The 20483-nt window shown below is 43.4% G+C and carries 23 protein-coding genes; 15 read left to right on the forward strand and 8 right to left on the reverse strand.

The genetic code is table 11. The features are described 5' to 3' along the window. The first annotated feature begins 7 nt into the window (after positions 1-7). Positions 8-1324 (forward strand): FADH(2)-oxidizing methylenetetrahydrofolate--tRNA-(uracil(54)-C(5))-methyltransferase TrmFO, encoded by a 1317-nt coding sequence (gene trmFO / locus V7K62_RS14960; protein WP_334865201.1) that lies wholly within the window; start codon positions 8-10, stop codon positions 1322-1324. A 428-nt stretch (positions 1325-1752) separates the two neighbouring features. Beyond that, positions 1753-3534, forward strand: coding sequence for a M61 family metallopeptidase (locus V7K62_RS14965; protein ID WP_334865203.1), 1782 nt, complete (start codon positions 1753-1755; stop codon positions 3532-3534). A 104-nt stretch (positions 3535-3638) separates the two neighbouring features. Here V7K62_RS14965 and pyk read toward each other — a convergent pair whose 3' ends face one another. Further along, the gene (pyk, locus tag V7K62_RS14970) at positions 3639-5408 is read right to left on the reverse strand and encodes a pyruvate kinase (RefSeq protein ID WP_334865205.1); all 1770 of its coding nucleotides are present in this window, start codon (positions 5406-5408) and stop codon (positions 3639-3641) included. A 380-nt stretch (positions 5409-5788) separates the two neighbouring features. On the opposite strand from pyk, the gene crtR reads away from it, so the two are divergent. Next, the gene (gene crtR, locus V7K62_RS14975; protein WP_334865262.1) at positions 5789-6679 is read left to right on the forward strand and encodes a beta-carotene hydroxylase; all 891 of its coding nucleotides are present in this window, start codon (positions 5789-5791) and stop codon (positions 6677-6679) included. Positions 6680-6842: 163 nt separating this feature from the next. Here the strand turns inward: crtR and V7K62_RS14980 are convergent, their stop codons facing one another. After that, on the reverse strand, positions 6843-7250 hold the full coding sequence (locus tag V7K62_RS14980) for a type II toxin-antitoxin system VapC family toxin (protein WP_334865207.1): 408 nt from the start codon (positions 7248-7250) through the stop codon (positions 6843-6845). Beyond that, positions 7247-7708 carry a hypothetical protein gene (locus V7K62_RS14985; protein WP_334865209.1) on the reverse strand — a complete coding sequence of 154 codons (462 nt, stop codon included), beginning with the start codon at positions 7706-7708 and terminating at the stop codon, positions 7247-7249. Before V7K62_RS14985 ends, V7K62_RS14980 begins: the two co-directional genes overlap by 4 nt. A 146-nt stretch (positions 7709-7854) precedes the next feature. Here V7K62_RS14985 and V7K62_RS14990 point away from each other — a divergent pair, with 146 nt between their 5' ends. Together V7K62_RS14990 and V7K62_RS14995 are read left to right on the forward strand one after the other, a co-directional pair. After that, the gene (locus V7K62_RS14990; protein ID WP_334865211.1) at positions 7855-8328 is read left to right on the forward strand and encodes a TspO/MBR family protein; all 474 of its coding nucleotides are present in this window, start codon (positions 7855-7857) and stop codon (positions 8326-8328) included. Positions 8329-8418: 90 nt separating this feature from the next. Continuing rightward, positions 8419-8892, forward strand: coding sequence for a TspO/MBR family protein (locus tag V7K62_RS14995; protein WP_334865213.1), 474 nt, complete (start codon positions 8419-8421; stop codon positions 8890-8892). Positions 8893-8897: 5 nt separating this feature from the next. Here V7K62_RS14995 and V7K62_RS15000 read toward each other — a convergent pair whose 3' ends face one another. The 3 genes from V7K62_RS15000 to V7K62_RS15010 are packed head-to-tail and all read right to left on the reverse strand — an operon-like array spanning position 8898 to position 10206. Beyond that, positions 8898-9605 (reverse strand): M15 family metallopeptidase, encoded by a 708-nt coding sequence (locus tag V7K62_RS15000; RefSeq protein WP_334865215.1) that lies wholly within the window; start codon positions 9603-9605, stop codon positions 8898-8900. Positions 9606-9665: 60 nt separating this feature from the next. Then, a complete protein-coding gene (locus V7K62_RS15005; RefSeq protein WP_334717067.1) occupies positions 9666-9923 on the reverse strand; it encodes a DUF4926 domain-containing protein in 258 nt (85 codons plus the stop codon). After that, positions 9910-10206 carry a DUF6883 domain-containing protein gene (locus V7K62_RS15010; protein ID WP_334865264.1) on the reverse strand — a complete coding sequence of 99 codons (297 nt, stop codon included), beginning with the start codon at positions 10204-10206 and terminating at the stop codon, positions 9910-9912. Before V7K62_RS15010 ends, V7K62_RS15005 begins: the two co-directional genes overlap by 14 nt. Positions 10207-10315: 109 nt before the next feature. Between V7K62_RS15010 and V7K62_RS15015 the strand changes: the two genes are divergently transcribed. The 6 genes from V7K62_RS15015 (at position 10316) to V7K62_RS15040 (ending at position 15731) form a co-directional block, all read left to right on the forward strand. Then, complete coding sequence (locus V7K62_RS15015) at positions 10316-11830, forward strand: aminotransferase class I/II-fold pyridoxal phosphate-dependent enzyme (RefSeq protein WP_334865217.1); 1515 nt, start codon at positions 10316-10318, stop codon at positions 11828-11830. 195 nt (positions 11831-12025) lie between these two features. Continuing rightward, entirely contained in the window at positions 12026-12331 is a 306-nt protein-coding gene (locus tag V7K62_RS15020; protein ID WP_334865219.1) for a collagen-binding domain-containing protein, read from the forward strand. A gap of 97 nt (positions 12332-12428) precedes the next feature. After that, complete coding sequence (locus V7K62_RS15025) at positions 12429-13166, forward strand: choice-of-anchor A family protein (RefSeq protein WP_334865220.1); 738 nt, start codon at positions 12429-12431, stop codon at positions 13164-13166. A 135-nt stretch (positions 13167-13301) separates the two neighbouring features. Further along, positions 13302-14321, forward strand: a complete 1020-nt coding sequence (locus V7K62_RS15030; protein ID WP_334865221.1) for an ABC transporter ATP-binding protein — start codon at positions 13302-13304, stop codon at positions 14319-14321. A gap of 83 nt (positions 14322-14404) precedes the next feature. Further along, complete coding sequence (locus V7K62_RS15035) at positions 14405-15292, forward strand: ABC transporter permease (RefSeq protein WP_334865222.1); 888 nt, start codon at positions 14405-14407, stop codon at positions 15290-15292. A gap of 40 nt (positions 15293-15332) precedes the next feature. Further along, positions 15333-15731: a hypothetical protein gene (locus tag V7K62_RS15040; RefSeq protein ID WP_334865224.1), complete on the forward strand. Its 399-nt coding sequence runs from the start codon at positions 15333-15335 to the stop codon at positions 15729-15731. A gap of 77 nt (positions 15732-15808) precedes the next feature. Here the strand turns inward: V7K62_RS15040 and V7K62_RS15045 are convergent, their stop codons facing one another. Continuing rightward, a complete protein-coding gene (locus V7K62_RS15045) occupies positions 15809-16246 on the reverse strand; it encodes a peroxiredoxin (protein WP_334865226.1) in 438 nt (145 codons plus the stop codon). A gap of 194 nt (positions 16247-16440) precedes the next feature. On the opposite strand from V7K62_RS15045, the gene V7K62_RS15050 reads away from it, so the two are divergent. The 4 genes from V7K62_RS15050 to V7K62_RS15065 all read left to right on the forward strand — a co-directional run bounded on the left by V7K62_RS15050 (position 16441) and on the right by V7K62_RS15065 (position 19122). Beyond that, positions 16441-16845, forward strand: coding sequence for an Npun_F0494 family protein (locus V7K62_RS15050; protein WP_334865228.1), 405 nt, complete (start codon positions 16441-16443; stop codon positions 16843-16845). A gap of 223 nt (positions 16846-17068) precedes the next feature. Continuing rightward, entirely contained in the window at positions 17069-18553 is a 1485-nt protein-coding gene (gene cobQ, locus V7K62_RS15055) for a cobyric acid synthase CobQ (protein WP_094352460.1), read from the forward strand. A gap of 65 nt (positions 18554-18618) precedes the next feature. After that, positions 18619-18855: a 2Fe-2S iron-sulfur cluster-binding protein gene (locus V7K62_RS15060; protein ID WP_069073076.1), complete on the forward strand. Its 237-nt coding sequence runs from the start codon at positions 18619-18621 to the stop codon at positions 18853-18855. A gap of 57 nt (positions 18856-18912) precedes the next feature. Continuing rightward, positions 18913-19122, forward strand: coding sequence for a type II toxin-antitoxin system HicB family antitoxin (locus V7K62_RS15065; RefSeq protein WP_334865231.1), 210 nt, complete (start codon positions 18913-18915; stop codon positions 19120-19122). Between the two features lie 896 nt (positions 19123-20018). Here V7K62_RS15065 and V7K62_RS15070 read toward each other — a convergent pair. Next, positions 20019-20462, reverse strand: a complete 444-nt coding sequence (locus tag V7K62_RS15070; RefSeq protein ID WP_334865232.1) for an SRPBCC family protein — start codon at positions 20460-20462, stop codon at positions 20019-20021. Positions 20463-20483: the final 21 nt, after the last annotated feature.

The raw sequence follows: 20483 nt of genomic DNA on the forward strand, positions 1-20483 counted from the left end.
TTTAACTATGGAAACACAACCGATACAAGTAATTGGAGGTGGACTAGCTGGGACAGAAGCCGCTTGGCAAATAGCCCAAGCTGGAGTGCCAGTAATTCTGCATGAAATGCGTCCAAAGCGATTTAGTCCGGCTCATCATACAGAACATTTAGCAGAATTAGTGTGTAGTAATTCCTTTGGGGCAATGGCAAGCGATCGCGCGGCGGGATTATTGCACGAAGAGTTACGCCAACTCGGTTCTATCGTCATTTCTAAAGCTGATGAACACGCCGTACCTGCGGGTGGGGCGCTAGCTGTAGACAGGGGACAATTTGGGCAAGATTTAACTCAAACTTTAGCGAGTCATCCTTTAGTTGAATTCCGTCGGGGTGAAGTGTCTGCAATTCCTGAAGGGATTGTGGTTTTAGCAACCGGGCCTTTAACTAGTCTAGACTTAGCCCAAGATTTGCAGCGCTTTACCGGGATGGAATACCTGAGCTTTTTTGATGCAGCTAGTCCGATTATCGTGGGAGAATCGATTAATCGTGACATTGCTTTTATGGCATCACGTTATGACAAAGGTGAAGCCGCTTATCTCAACTGCCCAATGAATAAAGAGCAGTACTTGCAGTTTCGAGCAGAACTTTGTCAAGCTGAACAAATAGAACTCAAGGGTTTTGAACGGGAAACAGCGAAATTTTTTGAAGCTTGCTTACCCATAGAAGAACTAGCACACCGGGGGGAAGATACCATGCGCTACGGCCCCCTAAAGCCAGTGGGATTGTCAGATACTCGCACAGGGGAACGTCCTTATGCTGTAGTGCAGTTGCGACAAGAAGATAAAGCCGGTCAACTGTGGAATATGGTAGGATTTCAAACTAATCTGCGTTGGGGTGAGCAAAAGCGCATATTTCAGTTAATTCCAAGTTTGGAAAAGGCAGAGTTTGTGAGGCTGGGAGTGATGCACCGCAACACTTTTATTAATGGTCCCCAGTTAATGCATCCTACCTTGCAATTTAAAGAGCGTCCGACATTATTAGCCGCTGGACAATTGATTGGTACTGAAGGTTATACCGCAGCGGCTGCGGGTGGTTGCTTGGCGGGAATTAATGCAGCAAGGTTAGCTTTGGGTAAAGAAGCTTTGGTTTTACCACCAACAACAATGATGGGTGCGTTATTAGAATTTATTAGTTCCGCTTCGCCGAAGCATTTCCAACCAATGCCACCCAACTTTGGGATTTTTCCCGATTTAGGAGTGAAAATCAAAAGTAAACCAGAGCGTTATGGACGTTACCGCGATCGCTCTTTAGCTGATTTGGCAAACTGGAAAGCTAATCATAATTAATGGGGATGGGGCATTGAGATTTCCCCATTACCCCTTATCCCCAGAGCTACGGTGTAAGGATACGGGTATTATATTTGAGCATTTATAGGTTCTACCTGAAAACTAGATTTTCAAAATGGGGTTTTCCCATCGGAGAATCTGCGCCATCCCACTTATCTTATGACTTGGCCTCACTAATGCGGATTTTTGGTGCGTTGGCCTAGCCCGTCGTAGACATCGCAGCCTGCTAAACATCGCTGAAATACTCAAATTACGTGTAGCATTTATGTACTATAACTTTAGTTATGGAAAATAAATAAAGTGTAATCTTTATTTGAGAGCAAGCGGATTTATCCGTGGGGTCTTAACTACGAATTACTGTCTTCTCTACGAAACGCTCCGCGAAAGCAGCGGGGCGTAGCCCATTAACAATTACCTCAGCAAACAAGATGACTGAAGCAACAGCAACTCGTCCCAATATCTACGTCGAGGAAACTGGGCCAACGATTCATTACCTGGTGGCAATGTCCCAACCAGAAAGCCATCTGTTTGAGGTGACTTTACGCCTTGTCGATTATCCCTCACCGATTCTCGATTTAAAATTGCCGGTGTGGACACCCGGTTCTTATTTAGTCCGGGAATACGCCAAGAATTTACAGGATTTTGAGGCTTTTGCAGAGGATAAGCCTTTACCTTGGCGGAAGATCAGTAAAAATCACTGGCAGATAGACAAAATAGGTATTTCAGAATTAACTGTACGTTACCGCATTTTTGCGAATGAACTATCGGTACGAACAAATCACTTAGATACTACCCACGGTTATTTTAACGGTGCGGCACTATTTTTTAGAATACCGGGCTGGGAGAACCAACCCATTGGCGTTACCATCGTACCACCACGCCCAGAATGGCAGGTAACTACTGCCCTACCGCCCGTTGGTAAAGAAACGAATACTTTCTTAGCTGGCGATTTTGATACTCTTGTGGATACTCCGTTTGAGATTGGTAGCCACAACTTGTATAAATTTGAGGTATTAGGAAAACCCCATGAATTGGCAATCTGGGGGCAAGGTAATTACCAAGTTCAGCAGCTGATTGCTGATATCCAAAAAATTATCCAGGTAGAAGCGCAGATGTTCGGCGGTTTGCCATACAAACGATATGTGTTTCTGCTACATTTATTTAGCCAAGCTTTTGGCGGTTTGGAGCATAAAAATTCTTGCTCGTTAATTTACCAGCGTTTTGGGTTTCGCGCTCAAGAAAAGTACGATCGCTTTATCCAATTAGTTGCACACGAGTTCTTTCACTTGTGGAATGTCAAGCGAATTCGCCCAAAAGCATTAGAGGTTTTTGATTACGACCAAGAAAATTACACACCATCATTATGGTTTTGTGAGGGCACTACTAGTTACTACGACTTGTTAATTCCTTTGCGGGCGGGAATTTATGATGTTAATTCGTATTTGAATAACTTGGGTAAGGAAATTACCAGATATGAAATGACACCAGGGCGCAAGGTACAACCCGTTTCTGAGTCGAGTTTTGATGCCTGGATAAAGCTCTATCGCCCGGATGCCAATAGCAGTAATTCCCAAATTTCCTACTATTTAAAAGGAGAAATGGTATCGTTATTGCTGGATTTGCTGATTCGCTCTACTCACGACAATCAGCGATCGCTCGATGACGTGATGCTGAAAATGTGGCAGCAATTTGGGCAAGCCGAAATTGGCTATACCCCAGAACAGTTGCAGGAAGTTATAGAATCGGTTGCCGGAATCGATTTGACTGATTTCTTTAAACGCTACATTGATACTACTGATGATTTGCCTTTCAATCAGTATTTAGAACCTTTTGGCTTGCAGTTGGTAGCTGAACAGCAGGAAGAGCCTTACCTGGGTGTGAGAATAAATACAGAGAATGGGCGGGAGATCGTTAAGTTTGTGGAGACTGCTTCACCTGCACAAGTCGGGGGAATTGATGCAGGTGATGAGTTGTTAGCAATTGATGGGATTAAGGTTACAGCTGGTGGCTTAAGCGATCGCCTGAAAGATTATCAACCAAACGATACCATCCAAGTCGCAGTTTTCCACCAAGACGAACTGCGTACCTATTCCATCATCCTCACATCTCCACATCCCACTCGGTATCAGGTAAAACCTGTTGAGCATCCTAACTTCACACAGCAGCAAAACTTTGCTGGATGGCTTGGGGCTGCGATCGCAACTGTTTGATAAAGGAGTATGGGGTATGGGGTATTGGTTATTTCCCTTCCTGCTCCTCTGTCCCCAGTCCCCATTACCCCTTATCCCCAGAGGGGGCCCCACAATCCCCACTCCTAAGCCGTTCTCACCGCCCCAGAGTAAATTAAACCCCGTTGCAGATCCAGCGTTATAATCGCCCCATCTCGAATCACCTGCGTTGCCTGCTTCACGCCGACAATTACTGGCACACCTAGACGTAAGCCAATTACTGCCGCGTGACTTGTGAGACTTTCTTCTTCAGTAATAATCCCGGCAGCTTTCCGAATTGCCTCAACAAAATCGGCACTAGTGCGGGGTGCAACCAATATATCTCCAGGATTAAAGTTACTCACATCCATACCAGTATTAGCCACCCGTGCGCGACCACTCACTGAACCTTGTCCTAGTCCAATTCCCTGACCTAGTACTGCCGTCACCACCTCTACCTTAATCAAATCTGTGGAGCCAGAAATCCCCTGGAGTGTACCAGCTGTCATCACTACTAAATCTCCCTGGGACAGTAACTTAAGTTCCTGAGCTACGTTAATCGCAGCCTGAAATGTCTGACCAGTGGAAGGTAATCCTAGCACCAACAGCGGTTTGACTCCCCACACCATCTGTAGCTGCCGTGCCACATTTACATGGGGTGTGACTGCCAAAATTGGTGTATTGGGACGGAATTTAGAGACATTGCGAGCTGTTGCCCCCGTTTGGGTTAGGGTCATGATTGCCGCTGCGCCTAGTTGTTCGGCAATTTGACCGACAGCTTGACTAATCGCATTGGGAATGGAGCGTCGGGCATCTCTGGAAGAACGTAAGTTTAAGTGTTGGACTTCTTCCTGCTCCATACGTTCGGCAATTCGCGCCATCGTCGCCACTGCTTCTACAGGGAAGCTACCCACAGCGGTTTCGTTGGAGAGCATCACCGCGTCCGTGCCGTCTAAAATCGCATTTGCCACATCCGATACTTCAGCGCGAGTGGGACGGGGATTGCTCACCATGCTGTCTAACATCTGAGTAGCGGTGATGATGGGAATTCCCAAGCGATTTGCTGTAGCAATTAGCCGCTTTTGCAGTACCGGAACATCTTCTGCTGGTAATTCCACCCCTAAGTCGCCTCTGGCAACCATCACGCCATCACACAAAGCCAGAATCGCCTCCATTTGTTCAATGGCCTCGTGCTTTTCAATTTTGGCCACCACTGGCACTTGCTTGCCTGTACTAGAAATTAGTTCTTTAATTTCGATCATGTCCTGGGGATTGCGGACAAAGGAAAGCGCCACCCAATCGACACCCTGATCTAGACCAAACATTAGATCCTCCCGGTCTTTGTCGGTCATTGCCTTAATTGACAGGTAAACGCCGGGAAAGTTTACACCTTTATTGTTAGAAAGTTTACCAGGCACGGTAATCCGACAATGCAAATCACCTTTGTCCCGATTAATCTCCTCCACCAGCATTTCTACTCGTCCATCATCAAGAAGGATTTTTGCCCCAACTGGGACTTCTTCAGCTAAATAATCATAAGTGACACAGCTAATTTCTTGGCTACCTACAACTGGACGATTTGTCAAGGTGAAGCGATCGCCTTTTGCCAAAACTATAGACCCGTTGTCAAACTTCCCCAAGCGAATTTTTGGGCCCTGCAAGTCTTGGAGAATAGCCACTGGCTGATTTAGTTCAAAAGCGGTTTGCCGAATTAAGCGAATACTACGCTGATGGTCGGCATGAGTTCCGTGGGAGAAGTTTAGCCGCAGCGTCGTGGCTCCCGCTTCAATAATCGCCTTCAGCATTTCAGGACTGCTAGTGGCGGGGCCAATAGTAGCGACAATTTTTGTCCGGCGCAGAGAATCTCTTAATTGCATAGGGGCTGAAGTTAGGGAGCTATCTGGGAAGTCATCGTAACTTAAGTGGCATCTCCTTTTCAGTCACTGCTATATCAATAAGATATAAGCAGTTAGAGAGAGTTTATGGGAGAGTGGGGCTGTGGGATAGACTAGATATAGTACATCAATCTTGTATCCATCCTCCCCACGAAGGAGTTTATTCCATAAACTTTTTGCCGATTGTCATACCCCACTTAATCAGTAAAGACTAGGCTTCGTCTGGAATCATAGCGTTATTCATCTGCTGATATGCAAAGCTGTAGATAAATATTGCTATACAAAACTTTGCAAAACTTTATTATTCACTAATATTTATCGTATATTCGTAATGTCTGCTCAAGAAGGAGTCAATGTTAGAGATGATCGCATCGGAGGCACAAAAGCCACTGACAATCCCACCCAAGGAATTTTTAGCGCCTCCTGGTGATTTCAATCCGACGCTGGTGCTGTTTTCTGTAGCTGTGGCAATGCTGGTGTTATCCAACTTTGGTTACTGGCTTTGGGAATGGCCGCACTGGCTATGCTTTAGCGTTAACACGATTGCCTTACATTGTGCTGGAACGGTAATTCATGATGCCTGTCACCAATCTGCTCATCGTAACCGGGTGATGAATGCGATGTTAGGGCATGGCAGTGCGTTGATGCTAGCTTTTGCTTTTCCAGTATTTACGCGGGTGCATTTACAGCATCATGCCCATGTTAACCATCCTAAAGACGACCCAGATCATTATGTCTCTACGGGTGGGCCGCTGTGGCTGATTGCAGTACGGTTTTTGTACCACGAGGTGTTTTTCTTTCAACGACAACTGTGGCGTAAATATGAGCTACTGGAATGGTTCATCAGCCGCTTAATTGTCGGTGTAATTGTTTATATCTCAGTGCAGTACAACTTTTTGGGTTACATTCTCAATTTTTGGTTTATACCGGCTTTTGTGGTGGGGATAGCATTAGGATTATTTTTTGACTATTTGCCCCATCGTCCTTTTGGGGAGCGCGATCGCTGGAAAAATGCTCGTGTATATCCAAACCCGATTCTCAATGTTCTAATTATGGGACAGAATTACCACTTAATTCATCATTTGTGGCCTTCGATTACCTGGTATAATTACCAACCTGCGTACTATGTGATGAAGCCTCTGCTAGATGCAAAAGGATGTTATCAAACTTCAGGATTGTTGCAGAAAAAGGACTTTCTTGAGTTTGTTTATGACATCTTTTTAGGAATTCGGTTTCATCATCACAAAGAATAGATAATAATTTTGGATTACATAGTCAACGACTGTAGATAACACGCCAGTACCTCATAATAGAAACACTGGGGTGGATAAGATAGTTGTCAGCCCTATTCTCTGGTTTCCACTTTGGATACTCTTTCTAGTAAACTGCGATCGCTATTTTCTACTGATTTATCCCTCAAGGTAAAACTTCAAAAGACTGATTACCACGAAATCGATAGATGTGGAAATCTCGATCAAGAGTAAAAATTCGTCTCTGATTTAAGGTTTCAGCAGTGGCTACCAATGAAGCATCTGCCAAATCCATTGGGATATCTCGATATTGCTCCATTAGCGATCGCATTCTTTCTTGTTCTTCTACATTATTGGGGTGCAACAAAAGAATCTGATCGGCAACATAGCCCCATAGCTCTTGCTGTGCAGACCATCCACCATAGCGACCTAACAAATACATGGCTTCTGTAAAACAAGACCAAGTTGTTAGTAAAGGGGCTAATAGCTGAGGTAATATATCAACACAACGTTGGTGATTGGCATCGCTTTGGTTAATTAAAGCAATCAGGGCAGAAGCATCGCAGAGCGTCACTGGTTCAACCTTGAAGGGTCATACTTAGCTGACAAAATATCTGCAAAAGCTTCCTTTGTACGTTCAGACAAGTTTGATGGCTGGAAATTCACTTGCCCTACTCTTCCTTGCAACAACTTGTCTAAGCTATCTGTAGATGCGTCACTTGAAGTTTCATTAGTTAGGATTATTAATTTTACTCGTCGTCCAGTCAGTTCAGAAGCACGCAGGAGAATCTCCTCCCATGTTCCTTCAAAAGTTTGCTGTTCCATAATTACCCTATTCAAAGTTAGCTTTCTGGCAAATACCTTAACTATAGAAGCATAATACGACATCTTCTTATGGAAACTGCATTTGGGATGCGTAGGTGCAGCCCAACCTAGGCATAGCACTTTTACTTGGTAGAAATAGAGTTGTTGCATAAAGCGATGCCGAAGGCGGGCTGCACCAACGCCTCCAAAACGGTAGCAATGCCCCATACCCAATGCCCATAATTGAAAATCCAGCCAAACGATGTGAAGGTTTCAAACTCAGGGATGATGAGTAATTAGCAATAAAATTGACAAAATCACACTATAAAGAGTGATATTAAGCGATAGATAGCGCTTGTAAAGGACTAACGGGCATGATTAAATCTTGGATGGTGATTGGGGGCGTGGCTTTCTTGGTTGCTTTAGCCGCGAACGTGATTACGCCTAGCGATCGCCAATGGTTCAAGCGTTTACAACGACCGAGATGGCTAACTTTTGAGGGCGCAATTCCCATTATTTGGACTGTAATATTTATTTGCGGTGCTTGGTCAGCTTATATTGTCTGGGAAAAAGACCCAGGAAGCACCTCAACCTGGTTAATCATGGGTTTATATCTGCTATTAGAAATTGTTACCATTGCCTATACGCCTGTAATGTTTAAGCTTCGCAGTCTGAAAGTGGGCACCATTCTCGGTGGCACAGGTTTGATCATTAGTGCTTTATTGATACTTGCAGTCTTAGGTTTTTCTGGTTGGGCAGCACTATTACTAGTTCCTTATTTGCTCTGGAGTCCCATTGGTACTTATACCACTTGGAAGATGATCAGTCTCAATCCTCTAGATGCCTAAGATTCGCACCAGAGAATGATTAAACATCTAGCCTAAATTGTCACACTTGCAGTATACGAATTGAAAAAATACACAAAGCTTGAGTGCATTATGATTCCATCTTGGATAATAATTGGGGCTGTAACTTTCTGCATCGCCCTTGGGAGTTTCTTAATTACGCCGCGTGATGTTAAATGGTTTGCACGGTTAAGTCGCCCTCGCTGGCTAGTTTTTGAACCGCTGATTCCGTTCATCTGGACTGTGATTTTTATTGGTGGTGCAGCTTCAGCTACTGTTGTCTGGCAAAAAAATCCCGGAAGTCTAATTACTTGGCTATTAATGGCTTTGTATCTCGTGGTAGAAATTATCACCGTCGCCTACATACCTCTAATGTTGAGATTTCGCAGTCTCAAAATTGGGGAAATTCTGGGAATAATCGGTTTGATTTTAGCCGTTGTCCTGGCAATCTGCGTTTTACCGATTTCTCTAATGGCGACGCTGTTACTCCTTCCCTATCTAGTTTGGACTCCCATTGGTACTTACACCACCGACGAGTTAAGAGAGTTAAATCCTCAAGATGCATAACGCATCTATGGAAGACGCCCATAACGTGCTGTTACCGGATTGGCTGGATTAGATTGATTATTCAGCCAAGCCCACATTTGATCGCCAACAGAAAAATGCCACCACTCTCTAGGATTGCGTTGAAAGCCAGCTTTTAACATTACTTCTCGCAATAACTGACGGTGAGCATGATACTTTTGCGCTTGTGGGCGATCGCTATTGGCATAATAATCGGGATGCGATCGCTCTGACATTTCATCAATCGGCGAACCCATATTCATTATTTGCCCTACATCATCTACTAGCGTTACATCTACCGCCCCACCAGTACTGTGAGGAGGGGGAGTTTTTTCATCCAAACTCGGTACAGCCCAAATTGCATAAACCGCTTGCCAAATCTCTTGGCGTTGGTTTGGTGATAACTCCACCTCAATCAGTCTCCTATCCTGCACTGCTTGGGCGAAACTGTAATCTACCATAAACTGCTGGACTGCGATCGGGCGATAAGCATCAAAAATTTGGATCAGCCACTTAGGATGCAGAACATCAAGATAATTTTGAGCTTGGAGCAAATTTTCGATAACGCTTTGACGAAGATAATAAGGGGAACGATCGCCATAAGTAGCACCTAGTTTTTCATAAGGATGGGGAGATTCCACCGCAAACAATTCTAAAGGAATCGCCACTAGGGGTTCACCACACTCGAAAATTGGAATTTGATGATAAGGTCTCATCTAGTCAGCTACACAGGACTTAAGGATTTTAACGCAAGCATAAGCATTCTGTGTAAAAATTTAGGCGATTGCCAAATCATAATGTAAAACTAAAATTTCGTCCGCTCTCAAAGTCGCCATTGCATATTCACAGCCTTGAGTATCAGCAAACTCGACTAAATAATGATATTCTTCTTGCTCATAGACTTCTACAATTGTTCCAACTTGTCCACTGGGTAAGCTTTTGATAGACGTATAATCTTCTTCCACTAGTTGTAACCTCTCAATGGGAATCGGCTTAAGTGTAGCAATAGTATCCAAAAGTTTAATTTTGTTCATTTAACTTCAAAAATGCAGTAATCAAACGTGGATAGGGTTTATTAGTGGTAGTTTCCCAGATTGTCCGCAGCCTGATTCCCTCTGTATCAGGTACTATCCAATCTACCTTAAACTGTTGACCAAATTGTGTAGTACTTTGTTGAACAACTTCACCCGCAACTGCTGCTGTTTGAATAAGTTCACGCAAAACATCGGCGTTTTCTAGTGTGATTCCTAGAATTGATCCGAAAACTCTGGCTTTATGTTTCCCACTCGGATCTTCTGGGTTTAGACAATAACCTATGAAGCTCTTGCGTAGAAATCTCTGCTTGCTCGCCGTTGGGTAATTTCATCGTCTATGAATATGCCCTAACAGACTTCAAATTTGATCATTAACGGTTCGTTTATCCAAAATGCTCAATCAAAACCAAACACCTTTATTAGATGCCTTAAAAGCTAATGCAGCAAGACCTCATGCGCCTTTTTACACCCCAGGACATAAACTAGGTGAGGGAATTTCTCAACCCTTGGCTGATTTACTTGGCAAAGCCGTCTTTCGCGCTGATTTAACCGAATTAGCAGATTTAGATCATCTCTTTGCACCCCAAGGCGTTATTCAAGAAGCACAACAACTTGCGGCTGAGGCTTATGGCGCTTCGCAAACATGGTTCCTTGTGAATGGTTCTACCTGTGGGATTGAAGCGGCAATTCTCGCTACCTGTGGTACAGGCGATAAAATCATTCTGCCTCGAAATGTGCATTCTTCTGCGATCGCAGGTTTAATTCTCTCCGGTGCAATACCAATTTTTCTCAATCCTGAATATGACCCAGTTTTAGATATTGCCCACAGCATTACGCCTAATGCTGTAAAATCTGCACTCCAACAGCATCCCGATGCGAAAGCAGTGTTGGTAGTTTATCCAACATACTACGGTGTTTGTGGAGATTTGAGTGCGATCGCCAACATCACCCATCAATATAATATCCCTCTACTTGTAGATGAGGCACACGGCGCACACTTTGGCTTTCATCCTGAATTACCCACTCCAGGTTTAGCCGCAGGTGCCGATTTAACTGTACAATCCATCCATAAAGTACTCGGTGCGATGACACAAGCATCAATGCTGCACATCCAAGGTAATAGGATAGATTGCGATCGCATCAGTAAAGCTTTGCAACTCCTACAGTCTACCAGTCCTAGTTATTTACTTTTAGCTTCTTTAGATGCAGCGCGTCAACAAATGGCACTCCACGGAAAAAAGCTGATGTCTCGCACTTTGCAACTTGCTGACGAAGCTAGAACAAAAATCAGTCAAATTCCTGGATTATCTGTCTTACAAATTCCTAGCCCCCCTTATCAAGGGGGGTTGGGGGGATCTCCTTCTCTAGGTGGGTTGGGGGGATCTCCCGGCTTTATAGCTTTAGATAAAACACGACTAACTGTCACAGTTTATGATTTAGGTTTAACCGGATTTGAGGCAGATGAAATTCTCGATGAAAAATTAGGTGTTACTGCTGAATTCGCCTCACTACAACATCTCACCTTTATCATTAGTTTGGGCAACACCCCAGCCGATATTGAACAATTAGTGCAAGGCTTCATCACCCTAGCCAAAGAATATCGCCGAAGCAACTTGACTGTTAAAAACCAGGTTTGGCAAAATCTGGATAGAACACTAGATTATGCTTTACAACTTTCTCCCCGTGAAGCTTTTTTTGCTGTCAGTGAAATACTACCTTTGACACAAACCAATAAACGCATCTGTACTGAAATCGTCTGTCCCTATCCCCCAGGAATTCCTGTGTTAATGCCGGGAGAAGTCATCACCAAATCTGTCCTTGAATACCTACAACAAATCCAGGCTATGGGGGGATTTATCAGCGGTTGCAATGATATGAGTCTCAAAACTTTGAAAGTTGTGAAATAACGTTATAACTACTGAATTATTCTTTATAAAATTTTAATTGATGAAGTCAATCGTAAATGTGCGGCTTTTCGGATGATTTAGGGAAAAATATACAGTAGTTATACCAGTATGAAAATTCAATGAAAATAGCTATCTGACTAATGCCATCTTTGATTTATATCCATAGGATCATGTTGATGATTTATAAATCAGAAGATGAAATCAAAAACCTATTATATTTGGGGACGAGTAGCCGTTCCGATTGTAGTCACTCTGGCGCTGGGTTTCTCCGCAAGAGCGAATGCAGTTGAGTTAGGCGCTGCCTCTGATTACAATGTATTTGTTTTGGGAGATATCTCTCAAAAATATACAGATATTGAAGGAAAAGTTGCTGCTGGCGGTAACATAAATTTTGTCGGCGGACTTGGAAGCAGACTTTCTGGTAATACCGGCAATGTAGTAGTAGCTGGACAAAACTTAACTCTAAGAGGATGTCTGAAAAGTTTTTTGGTATACACCTAACCCTTGGAGATCCCCCTAAATCCCCCGATAAATTGGGGGACTTTAAGACTCTTATTCCCCCCTTTTTTAAGGGGGGTTAGGGGGGATCAAGAAATATTTGATACTTCTCAGACATCCTCTAAGCAACGGTCAAGTCTACCACGGTAATGCTGTCTATGGAGGCAGCGCCAATGTGTCCAGCAATGTGGGATTTCCACAAGGAACTCTCAGTAAGGGTAATCCCATCGACTTCAATGAAGCAGGGAAAGAACTGCGAGGGCTATCTCAATATTTGGCAACCTTAACTCCTACTGGTAACACAACAGTTCAACCTTGGGGTGCTATTAACCTTAGTGGCAGTGGTACTGCTTTCAATGTTTTTAATCTTGCAGGCTCATCTGTCTCCAAGACAAACTATTTTGAAATTAAGGGGGATGCAAATTCGACTATTGTTGTGAATATCAGCGGTAAGGATGTGTCGCTGCAAAACTTTGGGTTCAATATCCTTGGCACAGATAAACAAAAGGTGATCTACAACTTCTATGAAGCGACAAACATAACTGCCACTGGGATTGGCATCCAAGGTAGTATTTTTGCGCCTTTGGCTAATTTCAATTTCAATAACGGTCAAGTTAATGGCAACGTGGTGGTAGCTTCTTTGACAGGAAATGGCGAGTCTCACAACTATCTATTTAATGGCGATCTGCCAAATGTCCCAACCAAGTACTACACTCCACCTAAGCCTCCTACCCATACTCAAGTTCCAGAGCCTGCAAATCTTCCAGGTTTAGGATTAGTTGCTGTAGTATTTGGTTTGTTTGGCTACAAACGCAATCAAGCAACTTGTTTAAAATAATTAAAAATTTTTGGCAGCATAGCGGATGACGCGAATTTGTTTACAGATTTTCGCTCATGCGCTATTTCCTTGCTCTCTACCTTCTACAATAAAGATAGACTTTATTGAGATTTGTATAGTTGGGGATCAGCTGTCATGGCTCCCGCCGTTTTAATTCAAAATCTGCAAAAACGTTACGGTACAGTGGTTGCCGTCCAAGATGTTTCCTTTCAGGTAGAACCAGGAGAAATTTTTGGTTTACTTGGGCCCAACGGTGCTGGGAAAACTACTACCTTGCGTGCTTTGTGTACGCTGACCACACCGGATGCTGGCAAAATCGAAGTATCTGGCATCTCTGTGTTAGATAATCCGAGACTGGCAAGACAACGACTAGGCTACGTAGCTCAGGAAGTTGCTATAGATAAGGTGCTGACTGGAAAAGAACTGCTGCAATTGCAAGCAGCACTTTATCACCTCCCAGGCGCATTAGCTAAACAGCGCATTGAGACAGTCTTAGATTTACTTGGTTTACAAGAATACGCCAATAAAAAGACAGGAACATACTCAGGCGGTTTACGCAAGCGCCTAGACTTGGCTGCTGGATTGCTCCATGCACCGGATGTTTTGGTGTTGGATGAGCCAACTGTCGGGCTTGACATAGAAACTCGTTTTGTGGTATGGGATTTTCTGAGAAAATTACGCGCCTCTGGGACGACGGTAGTAATTACCAGCCATTACTTAGAAGAAATTGACGCTTTAGCCGATCGCGTGGCAATTATAGATCGCGGCGTAGTGATTGCAAGTGGTACACCTTCGCAATTGAAAGATCAAGTAGGGGGCGATCGCATCACCTTGCGAATCCGCGAGTTTTCCCCCATTGAGGAAGCTGAAAAAGCTAAAAACCTCCTGAAACCTTTGCCATTTGTCCAAGAAGTGATCATCAACAGCGCTCAAGGTAATTCGCTTAACTTGGTAGTGACACCTCAGAATGATGTTCTGATTAACATACAGCAAGCGCTGAATACTGCGGGCTTGCCCATATTTGGCATCGCCCAATCTCGCCCCAGCCTCGATGACGTTTATCTCGCCGCCACTGGACGCACCTTATTGGATGCAGAACTCGCAGCTGTCGCCACCCGCGATCCCAAAGCTGAGAAAAAGCAGAATATGAGATAGGGCATGGGGCATGGGGCATGGGGAAGAAATAAGCAATGCCCAATATAAAATCCAAAATCCAAAATCCAAAATCCAAAATTCTTATGAGTGTTACTCCTAAATCTGATATCAATTGGCAGCCATTAGCATCGCCACAAGCAGATACTAATACTGCACCTAACTTTTTCGGTGAATTGGTACAAGAGACGTTGGCTTTAACTCGTCGCTTGTTTATTCAGTTGCAACGCCGTCCCTCATCTTTAGTTGCTGGAATTATTCAGCCAGTAATGTGGTTAGTGCTATTTGGTGCTTTGTTCCAAAATGCTCCCAAGGGTATATTTGGCAATACAACGAATTACGGTCAATTTTTGGCTGCTGGCATCATTGTGTTTACAGCCTTTGCTGGAGCGCTGAATGCTGGTTTACCAGTAATGTTTGACCGCGAGTTCGGCTTTTTGAACCGTTTGCTGGTGGCACCATTAGCATCACGGTTTTCCATTGTCTTTGCTTCGGCAATCTTCATCATCAGCCAAAGTTTGTTGCAAGCAGCCGTAATTGTGGCAGCAGCAGCATTATTGGGGGCTGGACTACCCGATGTCGCAGGTTTAAGTGCGATCGCTCTCATTGTCTTGCTCTTAGCTTTGGGTGTAACAGCCATCTCTCTCGGTTTAGCTTTTGCTCTACCCGGACACATTGAATTGATTGCAGTGATTTTCGTCACTAACCTACCATTATTGTTTGCGAGTACTGCTTTGGCACCTTTATCCTTCATGCCTCAGTGGTTACAGGTTATCGCTACTCTGAATCCTCTCAGCTATGCGATCGAACCAATTCGCTATCTCTATTTCCACAGTAGTTGGGGACTAGGTAGTGTAGTGATGCAGGCTCCTTGGGGCGATGTTACCTTTGGGGGAGCGTTGCTGGTGTTGTTTGGCTTTGCCCTAGTCGCCTTGCTGAGTATTCAACCCCAACTGCGGCGGACTCTTGCTTAAAAAGATAAAATAGATAAATTTTAGGTAGGGTCAAAATCCCATGAAAAAACCATTTTTACAAATTACTAGACTCTTTGTGGCTACGGCAGCGGCAATTAGCTTTGCTTCCTTGCTCATGGCTCAACCAAGTTCCGCTCAAATCAGCAGTCCAACGGATGCTTTTCCCAGCAATAGTACAACAGACCAAAATACCGATCCTTTCGCCCGTTCCAACTCAGACAATTTCAATATGTTTGATCTGATTCATCGGGCAAATTTCGGGACTCTCAACTGGGATTCTAACCAACAGAACGAAGAACTAAACTCAGCAGCAGCAGCCTTTAAAGCAAGACAACAAAAACTAATTCGAGGTCAACAACAGCAACCAACCCTTAGTTTGCCAACGGTTACACAACCATCAGTTACGCCGCCATTGGTGACACCACCATCAGGTAACTGAATCAAACAAAGAACCCCAAGCCTCTAGAGGCTTGGGGCTAAGACTATTTAAAAAATCCTGAATTATCAGGTAAAAAACTACAGCCCAAGTGTAGCTAAAATATCGCTAGCATGGTTAGTGGTATTTACATTAGCGTCAACATGGGTAATTTTGCCGCTGGGGTCAATTACGTAGGTGACGCGCTTGGCATAACCGCCGCCATCCACATCGAAAGCTTTGATTAGGGATTTGTCGCTGTCAGCCAGTAGGGGAAAATTCAAGTTATATTTTTGGGTGAATGCTTGATGGGAGACTTCATCATCTGCACTGACTCCCAAGATGACAATATCTTTACCTTGATATTGAGATTGAGCATCCCGAAAACTACAGGCTTGTTTGGTGCAGCCTGGCGTGTCATCTTTGGGGTAAAAATACAAAACAACCGTCTTGCCGGCAAAATCAGATAACGAGACTGTGTTGCCGTTTGTATCTTTGGCGGTAAATGCAGGTGCATCCGTACCAACTGCTAGAGGCATAATTAACCTTTCCTGTTTCAGATTGTTGATGCACTTGAAATTTTACATTAATTTATAATGATTAAATATAATTACTAAAAAATAGCATAATTATACTTCGGGTAACTAATTTTGGTTAAATGAGGTAGCTGGTACAAAAGAAAATATATTCTTAAATTAATCTTTTTTAGAAGAAAAATTTCTACCCATACACAATGGCTGCTGTTGACTCCCAAAACCCAAATATTTTTGTCTATCCTCAAAGCACAGTAGAAAGAGCCGAGCGATCGCTAGTGTGTTCACCCTTTAATGTATCTTTATTTGAAGTGATGGGACACCAGAGTGTGTCATTAACTGCGATCGCTCTGGAAAATGGACTCAAGCAGGGCTATACTAAACGCCCTTTATCAGAATTAGCCTGTGATAACGCCTTGGGTTGGCTGATTCAAGTAGGTGTATTACGGCGAGAAGTCGATGGTCAGGGGATTACAGATAGTTTTCGCCTCACTCCCTTGGGACGCCAGTTGGTGGAACAATATCAGGGAAAAAATTGGCGTACTCCTTCATGGCGCGATCATTTATCCGATGCTGTGATTCGTTGGTTGCGGATACCTTTTTAGAATCAAAACGCAAGAGTTAGGATTAGGGAATCAAAGGGAACAATATATACGGAAACATCACATCTATTCATGAAGTCTTTACCATAACCATCTCATTGAAATTTGTGATGTAATCTTGGGCATTGGGCATTGGGCATGATGTATTAATTCTTCTCCCCCTGCTCTGCTGTTGTTTGCTCCTAAAAGTTCACCCTGTCTCTTGAAAAACTAAGTGATAGCAACTATGAAATCAATTATGGTAGTGGGGACAACATCCCATGCAGGGAAATCACTTTTAACTACAGCTATTTGTCGCATTCTGTCGCGGCGTGGTTGGCGAGTGGCTCCCTTTAAAGGTCAAAATATGGCTTTAAATGCTTATGTCACTGCCAGTGGTGGAGAAATTGGCTATGCCCAAGCAGTGCAAGCTTGGGCGGCCGGAGTCGTGCCTTGGGTAGAAATGAACCCAATTTTACTCAAACCCCAAGGGGATATGACTTCTCAAGTAATTATCAAAGGTAGGTCTGTAGGCAAAGTGAGTGCCTCAGATTACTACGAGCAATATTTTGAACTGGGGTGGCGGACAATTGAAGAATCGCTACAGCATTTAGGAACAGAATTTGACTTGGTGGTTTGTGAAGGTGCCGGTAGTCCAGCAGAAATTAACCTCAAGCACCGCGACTTAACTAATATGCGCGTGGCAAAATATTTGAATGCGCCAACCATGTTAGTAGTTGACATTGACCGGGGTGGTGCTTTTGCCCATGTGGTAGGCACCCTAGAGTTATTGGAACCAGATGAACGCGCCTTAATTAAGGGTATAGTAATTAATAAGTTTCGAGGGCAGCGATCGCTCTTAGATCCGGGGATAAAATGGTTAGAAGAACGCACAGGTATCCCCGTTATCGGTGTTATACCCTACTTACAAGAAATGTTTCCAGCAGAAGACTCCCTTGACCTGCTAGAACGTCAATCATCGTCAAATAAAGCCCAAACTGACCTCAACATTGCCGTCATCCGCTTACCAAGAATTGCCAACTTCACCGACTTTGACCCACTGGAATCAGAAAGTACAGTTTCCGTGAAATACTTAAGTCCTAAGCAAGATTTGGGACATCCTGATGCCGTGATTATCCCAGGTACAAAGACCACAATTGCTGACTTGCTACTGCTGCAAAAAAGCGGTATGGCAGAAGCTATCCAAAACTACGCTGCTTCTGGGGGAACGGTTTTAGGTATCTGCGGTGGCTATCAAATGCTTGGTCAAATCATCGCCGATCCAGAAGGGATAGAAGGGCAAGCTGGCAGATTTCAGGGGTTAAATCTTTTACCAATCCGAACTGTAATTACAGGACAAAAAATCGCCCGCCAGCGCCAAGTTAGCTCAAATTATCCCCAACAGGGCTTACCAGTAAATGGCTTTGAAATCCACCAAGGGCGATCGCGTATTGAACAGCAAGGCATAGATCCTCAATCCTACCATGCCCTATTTGACGATATTAATTTAGGGTTAGTGGATAGTTGTCAATCGGTGTGGGGAAGTTACCTGCACGGGCTTTTTGACAATGGGCCTTGGCGACGGGCTTGGTTAAATCGCCTCCGTCAACAGCGGGGTTTAAAATCTTTGCCCACAGGTGTTGCTAATTATCGGGAACAGAGAGAGCAGATTTTGGACTCTCTAGCTACTGAAGTTGAAAGCCATTTAGACTTAAGTCTGTTTTTGTCTTAAGCTAGGCTCTGATCTCACTTTGAGTCTGTCTTAATTACGAATTACGAATTACGAATTATTATCTGATGATTGTTCGTGTCCGCTTTTTACCAGATGATGTCACAGTAGATGCCGAGGTGGGAGAAGCCCTTTTAGATGTAGCAGACCGGGCTGGGGTATTTATTCCCACCGGTTGTCTAATGGGGTCTTGTCACGCTTGCACCGTCGAATTAGAGGATGGAGAAATCATCCGCGCTTGCATCACCGCAGTACCGCCACGCGAGGAATTGACGATTAATTTGTTTAGCGACCCTACTTGGTAATTGTTTAACCCTCTAAGTTCAGAAGGTTAGATGAAGAAATAGAGGAGAGAAGACAAGATGAGTAAGCTTAAATACCAAATGCTTATTCAGTGGTCTGAAGAAGATAATTGTTTCTTGGTAGGATTCCCTGATTTTACAGGACAACGCTGGCGGACTCATGGGGATACTTACGAGTTAGCTGTGGCAAATGGAATTGAGGCTTTAGAGTCTCTAATTATTGCTTACGAAGCTACGGGTGATTCACTTCCAGAACCAAACAGTAAGTAAGGTGTGTTAACGCACTTTACTAGGTGGTAACTAATGCTGCTTCTAACACACTTAGTAGCTAGTGACTAATGCTGTACAATTTGCACACTGGGAGTTTATTTTGATTTCAATAGGATTTTTACGTGTTATTACTGATTTTTTAAATTTAGAGAATTTTTATAGTTAAGGACTAGAAATTTTGTAGTTGCAACAGACAATAGTTAATATGTCAAATCCAAGAGTTGCAAATATTATAAGACGTAGAATTGCAAGAACTAGATTATCAAGAAACATACAGCAGTACCAAGACTTTGTAAATGATGGCTACAACTACATCCTCAATCCAGTAAGCGAGGAATTACATCTTGTTGGTCTAAGTAATTTCCTTGGTTCTCACGGGCTTGCATCGGCAAATTGAGAAGAGTTTTTGGGTATTTATAATTTAGACGATGATACCCCGATTCACCTTTTTCCCGACGGTACAGAAATCTCGCTTTACTGGTATGATACTCGTAAGTTGATTGGAAATTATACACTTAAGAAGTGTAAATACTGTTTTCTAGTGTAGTGTTAACGATTAAAAATATTCAGAATGAAAGCTTACATTTACTGAGCAAACGTAGAACCAAGCTATAATTCTACGCGATCACACCTCCTCCAACCCTTAAAAAACTCATATTCTTTCATCAGACAGTAAGAAACTTTTACACATTGTTTTTTTACTGCCTGTTTTTGCTAAGTAGGTAGGTGAGAAAATTTATAACTATGTCATTGCGTTCGCCCTTGGCGTTCCCGCAGGGTACGTAACGAAGTGGAGTGTTCGCGTAGCGTGTCGTAGACAAGCAATCGCAAGGTTTTCACCGCTTTTACTTTTCGTTACATAGTTAGGTTTATTTGTGCCTACCTACTTATCTATATTAATTAGCTTTAACATTCAGCGCGTATTCTTTAAACCTTTCCAAATCAGCTTGAATTGTTGATTCAACTATCCGCCCCAAAAATAAGTTATCCATAATTTTGCCAAAAATGCCGGGGATAGCGTAGGAAATTGTCATTTTAACAATGCTACTATTGTGGCGATCGTAAAACCGAATCGCTCCCTGATTCGGCAAACCATCAACCGATTCCCATTGGATAATTTGGTTAGGAATAACTTTGAGAATTCGGGATTGCCAATTAAATTCTAAACTGCCAGTTTTTAATTTCCAAAGAGATATATCTGGATTATCTGGCGGAATTTTCACCGAATCAATCCACTTCATCCACCGGGGCATTTGCTCTAAATCAGACCAAAGGCTCCATACTAAATCTATGGGAGCCTCTACTTCTACCTGCACAGTATGCTCTAACCAGTCTGACATTTCTCTTCTTCCTTCTCTACG

Source organism: Nostoc sp., from assembly GCF_036917935.1.
Classification (GTDB): domain Bacteria; phylum Cyanobacteriota; class Cyanobacteriia; order Cyanobacteriales; family Nostocaceae; genus Nostoc.